The organism is Actinoplanes utahensis (assembly GCF_016862455.1).
In the GTDB taxonomy this organism is placed as follows: Bacteria; Actinomycetota; Actinomycetes; order Mycobacteriales; family Micromonosporaceae; genus Actinoplanes; species Actinoplanes utahensis.
Genome location: NZ_BOMZ01000004.1, coordinates 1 through 11,044 on the forward strand (window position 1 = coordinate 1; position 11,044 = coordinate 11,044).

An 11,044-nucleotide genomic window follows, 5' to 3' on the forward strand; every position below is an offset into this window, starting at 1 on the left:
GCTCGGTCGTGGGTGACGGCTCGGTCGTGGGTGACGGCTCGGTCGTGGGTGACGGCTCGGTCGTGGGTGACGGCTCGGTCGTGGGTGACGGCCACACCGGCGACGGAACGTCGGGCTCGGGGGCGGTCGGCTCCGGGGTCGAGGTCGCGCCGTCGGCGGACCGGATCTCGGCCCGGGCCGCCGGGTCGCCTTCACCGAGGGCGTTCACCGCGCTCACCGCGACGTGGTAGACGGTGTCCGCGACCAGCTCCTCGATCATGCAGCTCGTGGTCGCCGTCTCGCAGGAGGAGACCACCGGCCCGCCGCTCGACGCGGCGTAGGCCCGGACCCGGTAGCCGGTGATCGCCGAGCCGCCGTCGGACAGCGGCGCCTGCCAGCGCATCGTGACCGTTCCCACGCCGCCGGTGGCGGTCACCGCGCGCGGCGCGGCCGGGACGGTGGCGCCGGGCGCGGCCCGGGAGGCGCGCAGGTGCAGGGCGGCGCCGGCCAGGTCGGCGCCGAGACCGACGGCGGGCGCCTCGATGCGTACGCCCCCGTCCTCCAGGGTCGTGGCCAGCGCCCGGCTGACCGTGGCCTCTCCACTGGTGACCAGGTCGAACCCGGTTGCCCGGGCACCTGACGCGGTGGTCGACTGCGCGAGGAACCAGGCGCCGGGCAGGTACAGGGTGACGAAGTTGCGGACCGGTACGCCGTTCGCGTCCAGCTGCGGGTTCCCGAGCACCCCGAGGCTCAGCGGCGGCTGCCCGTCCGGGTCGTAGGTGAGCAGGTCGGAGCGGGCCTGCGCGTCGGTGGCCAGGTAGGCCCCGTCGAGTGCGGCCGCGTACGCCCCCGCCGACCCGTCGAGGTCCTGGGTCCGTCCCTCGAACCGGTGCTCCGTCGCCGCCGCCGTCGTGTCGGTGTCCCCGCACGAGTTCCCGGCCGTGCAGTCGGCGTCGCCGGTCCACGCGGTCGGCGCGGCCCGCCCGGTGATCCGGAGCAGGTGGTTGCCGTCGGTCCGGGTCCGGGTGACGCGCAGCCCGGCCGCGGTGGCGTTGGTGAACCGGGGCACGAACGGCCCGGTGTTGATCACCAGTTCGACGGTGCCCCCGGTGACGGCGGCCGCTTTGCCGGCCCATCCGGTGACCGCCCAGCGCACCCAGTCGCCGGTGTCGTCGGCGACGGTGGCGGCCGTCGCGGTGAGCCCGGCGCCGGTCAGCGGTGTGGCGGCGCCACCGGTGGGGGTGACCGTCGCCGAGGCGATGCAGTATCTCGACGACGGCTCCACACAGGTGGCCGCCCACGAGCCGGGCAGGTCCTCCGGGGTGCCGGCGGAGGCGGCGATCGGCGGCAGGGCCGCGAGCAGGATCCCGGCCGCGGTGGTGACCGCGGCGCGTCGGCTCGGCATTCGGTTCTCCGTTCACGTCTGCGCTGACGAACGTCAAACGTGATCGGCACCACTTCGCTCCCGCTTAGCTCCTCGTCCCCGAAGGGCCACCACCGAACCGGGCGAACCGGACACCGGGGACGGTCGGTCCGGTCCGGCGGGCCACACCGAGCCCGCTCACCCCCTCGACGGTCACCTCGACGATGTCGGCGTCGGCGAACAGGGTCGTCTCGCCGCCGGTGGGCATGGTGAGGATCAGATCGCCGTGGTCGCGGACCTCTCCCCCGGTGGCGGTCAGCCCGGTCCCGCCGCTGATCAGGTAGGGGTCCAGGTTGGGGTGCGGGGTGGCGATCAGCCGGTCGCCGCGGACCGACAGGACCCACGGCAGGCTGAGCATGCCGGCCCACGCCGAGCCGGGGCGGGCCGGTTCCTCGCCGAGGCGGACCAGCACGCAGCGCCGCCCGGCGGAGTCGACGAAGGTGGCGGCGGGGCCGAGCCGCTCCCGGGTGAAGGAGCCCCAGGCGCGGGCGGTGAAGCGCTGGCCGTCGTAATCGCCGATCCCGTACGCCGTCTCGTCACCGGTGGACACCAGCAGCACCCAGGTGTCGTCCAGGGGGAACAGGCGCGGGCATCTCCAGTCGGCGCCGTCGCGGGCGGCGAGCACACCGTCGTAGCTCCAGCGCAGCTGGTCGGCGGAGTGGTACTGCAGGACCACGGCGGCGCCGCGCACCCGGCCGCTGAGCAGCATCCGCCAGCCGCTGCCGGCCCACCAGACGTACGGATCGCGCAGCCCGGTGGCCCCGGACGGCGGCCCGGTCAGCAGCGCGCCGGGCGGGTCGAGGCGCCACCCGGCCGGCCCGTAGTCGGCGACCGCCCGCGCCACCTGCCCGCCGCCGCGGGTGTGGAACAGCACCGGACCGTCCGGCCCGGCCACCACCGTGCCGCAGCGGGCGTCGCCGATCGCCGGGACGGCGTCCTGCTCGGTCCACAGGATCAGGTCGTCGGAGACCGCGTGCCCCCAGGCCGAGGGCGCCCCGCCGAGGTCGCGGTGCTCGTAGTAGACGTGATACCGCCGGCCCGACGTCAGCACGCCGAACAGGTCGCCGAGGCGGCCCGCGCGCGGGGTGAAATGCAGCCGGGGCCGCGGTACGCGTTCCATGCCTCACCCTCGCATCGCGGCGGCGTCCGGCACCAGTGGGGACGCCTGCCAACCCGGGAGAGCGGTTACCGTACCGCTATGCCCTACACCCCCGGAGAGACGGCGGAACGGCTCGGCGTGAGCATCGACACGATCCGCTACTACGAGAAGATCGGCCTCATGCACGGCATCCAGCGGACGTCGACCGGCCGGCGGATCTTCTCCGACGACGACCTGTCCCGGCTCGGCCTGCTGCGCTGCCTGCGTGACTCGGGCATGCCGATCGCCCGGCTGCGGCGCTTCGCCGAGCTGCTGTCGCTGGGCGACGCGGGCGCCGAGGCGCGCACCGCGCTGCTCGAGGAGCACGATCGGGAGATCGATGCGAAGGTCGAGCAGCTGCGGCGCGAGCAGAAACGGGTCCGCGAGAAGATCGCCTGGTACCGGTCGGTGCCGGCGGCCCAGGAGTCAGTACCGGCAGCGTAGGACGACCAGGGTGTGCCGGGTCACGGTGAACCTCGACCCGGCACGGGCGGTCTTGCGCTTGGCGGCCAGCAGCGGATCGGCGGTGTTGGCCGCGATCTCCCAGGTCCGACCGTAATCCTTGTCCGGCAGCGTGAACGCGACGTCCTCGTCGAGCGGGTTGAACAGCAGCAGGAACGAGGCGTCCTTGATCTCCTCGCCGAGAGCGTCGCGTTCCGGGATGCCGTTGCCGTTGAGGAACACGGTCATGGTCATGCCGCTGCGGGTGTTCCAGTCCGCCTCGGTCATCACCTCGCCGTCGCGGCGCAGCCAGGCGATGTCCGGCAGCTTCGAGTCGCCGGCCGGTTCGCCGGTGAAGAACCGCCGCCGCCGGAAGATCGGGTGCTCGGCGCGCAGTTTCAGCAGCCGCCGGACGAACCCGGTGAGCACGTCCTCGAGGCGCGCGCCCTCCCAGTCCATCCAGGCGATCTCGCTGTCCTGGCAGTAGACGTTGTTGTTGCCGCCCTGGGTGCGGCCCAGCTCGTCGCCGTGCGCGATCATCGGGACACCCTGGCTGAGCAGCAGCGTCGCCATGAAGTTGCGCTTCTGCCGCTCGCGCAGCACGATCACGTCCGGATCGTCGGTCTCGCCCTCGACGCCGCAGTTCCAGGACCGGTTGTGGCTCTCGCCGTCGCGGTTGCCCTCGCCGTTGGCGTCGTTGTGCTTCTCGTTGTACGACACCAGGTCGTGCAGAGTGAACCCGTCGTGCGCGGTCACGAAGTTGATCGACGCGATGGGCCGGCGGCCGTCGACCTCGTACAGGTCGGAGCTGCCGGTGAAGCGGGACGCGAACTCGCCGAGGCTGGACGGCTCACCGCGCCAGAAGTCCCGGATCGAGTCGCGGTACTTGCCGTTCCACTCCGTCCAGTTCGGCGGGAACCCACCGACCTGGTAACCGCCGTCGCCGACGTCCCACGGCTCGGCGATCAGCTTCACCTGCGACACCACCGGGTCCTGGTTGACCAGGTCGAAGAACGCGGCCAGCCGGTCCACGGCGTGGAACTCGCGGGCCAGCGCGGCGGCCAGGTCGAACCGGAACCCGTCCACGTGCATCTCGGTCACCCAGTACCGCAGCGAGTCCATGATCAGCCGCAGCGACTCGTGGTGCCGCACGTTCAGGCTGTTGCCGGTGCCCGTGGTGTCGTAGTAGTACCGCTTGTCCTCGTCGACGAGCCGGTAGTACGCCGGGTTGTCGATGCCCCGGAACGACAGGGTCGGGCCCAGGTGGTTGCCCTCGGCGGTGTGGTTGTAGACCACGTCCAGGATCACCTCGATGCCGGCCTTGTGCAGGGCCTTGACCATGGCCTTGAACTCCTGCACCTGCCCGCCGCCCTCGGGGAACGACGAGTAGTCGTTGTGCGGGGCGAAGAACCCGATCGTGTTGTAGCCCCAGTAGTTGGTCAGGCCGCGCTCGATCAGCCCGCTGTCGTGGACGAACTGGTGCACCGGCATCAACTCGACGGCGGTCACCCCGAGATTCTTCAAGTACTTGATCATCGCGGGGTGGGCGAGGCCGGAATAGGTGCCGCGGACGTCCTCCGGGATGTCCGGGTGCTGGATGGTCATGCCCTTGACGTGGGCCTCGTAGATGACCGTCTCCCACATCGGGATCTTCAGCGGGCGGTCGTTGCCCCAGTCGAAATACGGGTTGATCACGACTGATTTGGGCGAGAAGGGCGCCGAGTCGAGGTCGTTATAAGATTCCGGATCACCGAAATTGTACGAGAAAAGCGCTTGGTCCCATTGGTAACCGCCGTCGATCGCCTTCGCGTACGGGTCGAGCAGCAGCTTGCTCGGATTGCAGCGCAACCCCCACTGCGGCTCGTACGGCCCGTGCACCCGGTAGCCGTACCGCTGCCCGGGGACCACCCGCGGCAGATAGCCGTGCCAGACCAGCGCCTCACGTTCCGGCAGGTCGATCCGGGTCTCCTTGCCGTCGTCGTCGAACAGGCACAGTTCGACACGGGTCGCGGCCTCGGAGAACAGGGCGAAATTCGTGCCACCACCGTCGTAGGTGGCCCCCAGCGGGTACGGATTTCCCGGCCAGATATGCATGCGCCCAGCTTGCCCAATCCAGGCCCACCGGAAAACTGTGATCAACGTCCCCCGGGTCTCGTGCCGGCGATACCGGGTAGAAACGGCGGGTGCCCCGCCGCTACCTCGTCCTGGCCATCTGCTGCATGAGCCTGCTGATCATCAGCCTCGACGTCACCATCGTGAACATCGCCCTGCCCGCGATCCGCGACGACCTGGACGCCCCGGTGTCCGGTCTGCAGTGGACCCTGGACGCGTACACCCTGGTCCTGGCCAGTCTGCTGGTGCTGGCCGGGTCCACCGGGGACCGGATCGGCCGCCGCCGGGTCTTCCAGGCCGGGCTCGCCCTGTTCACCACCGGCTCGCTGCTGTGCAGCATGGCGCCGTCGCTGACCTGGCTGATCGTCTTCCGGATGGTGCAGGCCGTCGGCGGCTCGATGCTCAACCCGGTCGCCATGTCGATCATCACGAACACGTTCACCGACACCCGCGAACGGGCCCGCGCCATCGGCGTCTGGGGCGCGGTCACCGGCTTCAGCATGGCCCTCGGCCCGCTGGCCGGCGGCTTCCTGGTGCACTCGTTCGGCTGGCGGTCCATCTTCTGGATCAACGTGCCGGTCGGCATCGCCGCGTTCCTGCTGGCCCGGCGGTTCATCCCGGAGTCCCGCGCCGAGCACGCCCGCCGCCTCGACCCGGTCGGCCAGATCCTGGTCCTGACCCTGCTCGCCTCGATCACCTTCGGCATCATCGAGGGCCCGGCGGCCGGCTGGACCGCACCGGAGATCGTCGGCTGCTTCACCCTCGGCGTACTCGCCCTCCTGGCCCTGCTCCGATGGGAGCCACGCCGTGCGGAACCCCTGATCGAACTGCGCCTCTTCCGCAGCCCACGGTTCAGCGGCGCCACCGTGATCGCGGTCTGCGCCTTCGCCGCCCTCGGCGGGTTCCTCTTCCTGAACACCCTCTACCTGCAGGAGATCCGCGGCCTGTCCGCCCTGCACGCCGGCCTCTACACCCTGCCGATGGCGGCCATGACGATCATCGCGTCCCCGCTCTCCGGCCGCCTGGTGGCGAGCCGCGGCACCCGGCTCCCGCTGCACATCGCCGGCACGTCGATGGCGCTCGGCCTGCTCCCGCTCACCCAGGCGAGCGCCGCCACCCCGCCGTGGCAGCTGTTCGCCGGCTACCTGCTCTTCGGTTTCGGCTTCGGCATGGTCAACACCCCGATCACCGACACGGCAGTCTCCGGCATGCCCCGCGCCCAGGCCGGCGTCGCCGCCGCCATCGCCTCCACCAGCCGCCAGGTCGGCACCGCTCTCGGCGTCGCGGTCATCGGCGCCGTCTCCATCGGCAGCGCCCACGCCGGCTGGTGGATCATGGTCGGCCTGGCGGTGGCCGTCCTGCTCATCGGCCACCTGAGCACCGCTTCACCTCAAGACCATGATGGGGTACGGGCCACCGAACGGTCCCGTGACCACCGCGCGAGGTAGGCGCCGCTTCCGGCCGAAACGCGCCGCACGGGCGTGGCGGCCCCTCACACCCCGTTCGCCCACCACCAGCTGCGCAGGTAGCCGTACCGGCGTTCGCCCCAGAACCAGGACCACACGGTAGCCGGCCGCACATGGGTGCCGAGGGCGTCGAACTGGGCCTTCGCCTCCGGGCGCAGGCCCAGCAGGGTGTAGTAGACGGCCAGCCACTGCCGGCAGGTCCCGAGCCGGGCCGGGCCCGGCGTGCCCGCCTGCCACCTGGCGGCCCACCCGTCCACCTCCCGGCGCACCTCCGGCTCCCGGAAGTAGCGTCTCACCAGCTTGCGGGAACGATCCCGGTCGGTGCCCCAGGCGAACTCGCGCAACGCGTACTGGAAGTGCGCCGACAAGGGGAGCAGCACCGCGGCGGCACCGGGCGGCGCGGCGCCGGCCACCTCACGGGCCGTGGCGAACATCAGGTCGTGCGAGCCGTACCACTTCGCGCAGCGCAGCCCGACCGCCGCGTGATGCAGGCCGAAGTTCACCGGATCCCGGCGCCGCCCCTCGGCGAACACCTCACCGAACGAGGTCTCGTAGACGCTGCGGCTCGCGTACATGGTGCTCAGCATCTCCGCCCACGGCACCGGATCGTCCGGCCCCGCCAGCGCCATCGCCTGCCGCCCCACCTCCGCGGCCGCCGAGGACAGCCGGGCGAAGTCGCGGAACTGCTCCGGTGACGTGTTCGCCGCCGACGCGCCACCCCGCGCCGTCCACGCCCGCTGGTTCAGCTGCGCCGCCTCGAGCAGCACCGCACCGGGGTCCGAAGGCGCGTCGCGCAGCCACGCGGTGAGCCACCGGTCGTCCTCGGCGGCGGCCTCGCTGAGGACGTCGACCCGCCGGCCACGGACCTCCCAGTCGTCACCGGCGTCCACCAAGGCGTAACGGGCGGCCTGCCAGTCGCCCTGCCGGGCCCGGTCCCGGGCCTGCTGCACCAGGTCGTCGCCGGCGATGCGCCCGGACTCGAACTCCGGGGCGTCCGGCAGCGGCTCCCCGAACATCGTCCTGATCATGACACGGGCACCGAGGAACATCGATCGATCTTAAGCGATCCGGTTCCATGCCCTCGTCGGCGCCCGGCCGGCGCCCCCATCGGTAGTCATGCGGCGGCTGCTCGCCGCGGTACGCCGGTCCGGCTGCTCGGCCCGCGGCCGCCCGGTCCTGCTGCTCAGCCCGCGGCCGCCCGGTCCTGCTGCTCGGCCCGCGGTCACCCGGTCCGGCTACTCAGCCCGCGGTCGCCCGGTCCCGCTGCTCAGCTCGCGGTCGCGCGGCGGCTGCGGTGGCGGCGGACGGCGTCGCGGTTGCCGCAGGCCACCGAGCAGTAGCGTTGCCGGCCGGTGCGGCTCGTGTCCGCGTACGGCCGATCGCAGTCGGTGACCGCGCACCGGCCGAGCCGGTGCATGCCGCGGCCCGCCAGATGCAGGGCGGTCCCGACGCTCACCAGGGCACGCAGCGCCGCGGCCAGCGGCAGGCCGGGATCCCGGTAGTGCACATGCCAGCCGTCCCCGGCGTGATCGGTCAGGCGCGGATGCGCCGACGCCCGGGCGAGCAGCGTGTTGAGCCGGGCCGCGCGGGTGGTGTCGTCGGGCGCGTCGACCACACCGAGCCAGTCGGTCAGGAAGGCCGCTGTCCCGGCGAGGTCCTCGTCACGGACCGGAACGTCGATGACGAACCCGGCATCCGCGCACCGGGCCGCCAGCAGCGCGGCGGTCGGCGGCGGGTCGTTGACCAGGTCGAGCGCCAGACGTACCGGCTCCTCCCCGTAAGGGTTGATGTGCATAAGACCATTACAGCACGCTGGGGTCATGCATCGATCCACCACCGAACACGTCTGGCACACCCGCTCGAGTCACGTCACCAGCGAGGGCCGCGTGCGATATCAGCACTGCGCATGCGGCCGCTGGCGTCTGCTCGCCGACCCCTTCGCCACGGCACGGGACCGGTCACCCGCAGGCCGCGGCACGAGCTGACAGCAGGGCCCGTTCCCGTGCGTTCCGGGTCAGCGACGCCGCCCGCTCGAACTCCACCCGCGCCTCGCCGGGACGGCCCAGCCGGAGCAGAAGGTCACCGCGCACGCTGGGCAGCAGATGGTAGTCACGCAGCGCCCCGAAGGCGGCCAGTCGATCGAGCAGCGCCAGCCCGCTCGCCGGCCCGAACGCCATGGACAGCGCCACCGCCCGGTTCAGCTCGACCACCGGGGACGGGGTCAGCCGCGCCAGCCGCTCGTACAGCCCGGCGATCCGCACCCAGTCGGTGTCCTCGAACCGGCGGGCCCGGGCATGACAGGCGGCGATCGCGGCCTGCAGCACGTACGGCCCGGCCCCGCCACCGGCCGGGCCCTCGGCCCGCACCCGGCCACGCTCGCCACCGACCAGGTCCCCGGCCCGCGCCCCGCGCTCACCGCCGATCAGGTCCCCAGCCCGCTCGCCACCGACCAGGTCCCCGGCCCGCGCCCCGCGCTCGGCGCCGATCAGGTCCTCGGCTCGGGTCAGGGCGTCCAGGCCGCGGCGGATCAGCAGGCGGTCCCAGCGGGCCCGGTTCTGGTCGGCCAGCAGGATCGGCGCGCCGCCCGGGCCGATCCGGGCCGCCGCCCGGGACGCCTGGATCTCCATCAGCGCCACCAGGCCGTGCACCTCGGGTTCGCGCGGGGCCAGCCGGGCCAGGATCCGGCCCAGCCGCAGCGCGTCCTCACACAGCGCCGGCCGCATCCAGTCGTCCCCGGCGGTGGCCGCGTATCCCTCGTTGAAGATCAGATAGACGACCTCCAGCACCGAGGACAACCGCTCCGCCAGCTCACCACCGCGCGGCACCTCGAACGGCACCCGCGCAGCCGCCAGGGTCTTCTTGGCTCGTACGATCCGCTGCGCCACGGTCGCCTCCGGCACCAGGAAGGCCCGGGCGATCTCCCCGGTGGTCAGCCCGCCGAGCAGCCGCAGCGTCAGCGCGACCCGCCCTTCCGTGGACAGCACCGGATGGCAGGCCACGAACACCAGCCGCAACAGGTCGTCCCCGATCCCGTCGTCCTCGGCGACCATCTCCCCGACGTCCGGACCGGCGTCCGGGAGCCCCCTCCCGACCTCCTCGATCTTGCGCTGGAACGTCTCGTCGCGGCGAATCCGGTCCACCGCCCGGCGTTTCCCCACGGCCATCAGCCAGGCGCCCGGATTGTCCGGCACCCCCTCACCCGGCCACTGCTCCAGCGCCGCGACGAGCGCATCCTGCGCGCATTCCTCGGCCAGGCCGACGTCCCGGACGAGGCGGGTCAGCCCGGCGATGAGCCGGGCCGCCTCGATCCGCCAGACGGCTTCGATCGCGCGGTTGGTATCCGTGGCCACACCTGTCCCTTACCGCACCGAGCGGCCCCGTCGCAACGGCCTGCGGAGTCCGGCCGTCGCCGCCATCCGAACCCCACACACCGAACCCGGCAGCACGAGCGGGTCGGAGCAACCGGCCCGACCCTCGTGTGCCGTCCCCGGCGAATCGGCCGCGACTACGCCGACCGGTAGGCCGGCGCCGCGTTCTCCTCCCGCCGCCGCACCGCCTCCTGCTGTTCGGCGGTCAGGTGCGCAGCGAAGTCCTCCGCCGTGAACAGCTGCCGGATCTCGATGTTCGTCCTCTCCCCATCGCCCACCTGGATCGGGCAGCGCTTGAACCACTCGACGCACTCCTCCAGAGACTTCATCTCCACCAGGAAGAACCCGGCGATCAACTCCTTCGTCTCCGCGAACGGCCCGTCCACCACGGTCTTGCGCTCCCCGTCGAAGTAGATCCGGGCCCCCTCGGCGCTGGGGTGGATCCCCTCGGCCGCCAGCAGCACCCCGGCGTCGACCAACTCCTCGATGAACTTCCCCGTCCTGTCGATGTCCTCGCTGCTGGGCATGACCCCCGCCTCGCTCGCCGCGCTCGCCTTGGTGATCACCATGAACCGCATCGCCGTCTCCTCACTCCCGAACGTCTTCTCCCCAACGCGTCGAACAGCCCTCACCCTCTTCGACACCCCACCCGAAATTTTCCGCCACCAGGCTTCTCGTCCCTTCGGCCCGCCACCAGGCTTCTCGTCCCTTCGGCCCGCCACCTCGCGTCATGGCGGGCCCCACCGAAGGCCAGCTGCGCGGCCGTTGGATCTCAACCGGGCGCCCGATGCAACCGGCTGGCTCTCAGTGCTGAGCCTGCCGGCCAAATGGTCCGACTCCTTGTCGATCTTGTGAGGCCGCGGTGAACCGGGACCTTCTGCTCGGCTCTCTCTACTGCTCTCGTCAATTCCTCGAAGTCGTGAGCCGCTTCAGCGGCGACCACCGAGATCGTGATCGATCCGCCATCGAAAACGAGCCTTCTTCCTGCTTTCGCCCCGCCGCCTCGCCGCCCCGCCGCCCCGCCGCCCCGCCGCCTCGCCGGACTGGCGTTTATCGACCTCGCGCCGCGATCTTGGACGATTAGCCATCGATTCCGGTGGTCTATCGTCCAAGATCG

Annotated in this window: 10 protein-coding genes; 2 read left to right on the forward strand and 8 right to left on the reverse strand. The window is 72.0% G+C overall.

Annotated features, from left to right (window positions below):
- Positions 1-1,384: fibronectin type III domain-containing protein (locus Aut01nite_RS01790; RefSeq protein ID WP_204037401.1), on the reverse strand; the 1,384-nt coding region annotated here is incomplete at its 3' end.
- Between the two features lie 64 nt (positions 1,385-1,448).
- On the reverse strand, positions 1,449-2,522 hold the full coding sequence (locus Aut01nite_RS01795) for a glycoside hydrolase family 32 protein (RefSeq protein WP_043532405.1): 1,074 nt from the start codon (positions 2,520-2,522) through the stop codon (positions 1,449-1,451).
- Between the two features lie 78 nt (positions 2,523-2,600).
- Between Aut01nite_RS01795 and Aut01nite_RS01800 the strand changes: the two genes are divergently transcribed.
- A complete protein-coding gene (locus Aut01nite_RS01800; RefSeq protein WP_043532403.1) occupies positions 2,601-2,984 on the forward strand; it encodes a MerR family transcriptional regulator in 384 nt (127 codons plus the stop codon).
- Here the strand turns inward: Aut01nite_RS01800 and glgX are convergent.
- Entirely contained in the window at positions 2,967-5,075 is a 2,109-nt protein-coding gene (glgX, locus tag Aut01nite_RS01805; protein WP_043532401.1) for a glycogen debranching protein GlgX, read from the reverse strand. The two genes, Aut01nite_RS01800 and glgX, sit on opposite strands and share 18 nt — an antisense overlap.
- A gap of 89 nt (positions 5,076-5,164) precedes the next feature.
- Between glgX and Aut01nite_RS01810 the strand changes: the two genes are divergently transcribed.
- Complete coding sequence (locus Aut01nite_RS01810) at positions 5,165-6,541, forward strand: MFS transporter (RefSeq protein WP_201775639.1); 1,377 nt, start codon at positions 5,165-5,167, stop codon at positions 6,539-6,541.
- 44 nt (positions 6,542-6,585) lie between these two features.
- Here the strand turns inward: Aut01nite_RS01810 and Aut01nite_RS01815 are convergent, their stop codons facing one another.
- From Aut01nite_RS01815 to Aut01nite_RS01840, 5 genes are all read right to left on the reverse strand, one after another.
- Positions 6,586-7,608 carry a hypothetical protein gene (locus Aut01nite_RS01815; protein ID WP_052164512.1) on the reverse strand — a complete coding sequence of 341 codons (1,023 nt, stop codon included), beginning with the start codon at positions 7,606-7,608 and terminating at the stop codon, positions 6,586-6,588.
- Positions 7,609-7,826: 218 nt separating this feature from the next.
- Positions 7,827-8,354: a CGNR zinc finger domain-containing protein gene (locus Aut01nite_RS01820; protein ID WP_043532399.1), complete on the reverse strand. Its 528-nt coding sequence runs from the start codon at positions 8,352-8,354 to the stop codon at positions 7,827-7,829.
- 163 nt (positions 8,355-8,517) lie between these two features.
- Complete coding sequence (locus tag Aut01nite_RS43165; RefSeq protein WP_043532396.1) at positions 8,518-9,909, reverse strand: RNA polymerase sigma factor; 1,392 nt, start codon at positions 9,907-9,909, stop codon at positions 8,518-8,520.
- 155 nt (positions 9,910-10,064) lie between these two features.
- Positions 10,065-10,505, reverse strand: coding sequence for a YciI family protein (locus Aut01nite_RS01835; protein ID WP_043532465.1), 441 nt, complete (start codon positions 10,503-10,505; stop codon positions 10,065-10,067).
- A gap of 351 nt (positions 10,506-10,856) precedes the next feature.
- A partial coding sequence (locus tag Aut01nite_RS01840; RefSeq protein WP_204037403.1) for a hypothetical protein occupies positions 10,857-11,044 on the reverse strand: 188 nt, incomplete at its 5' end.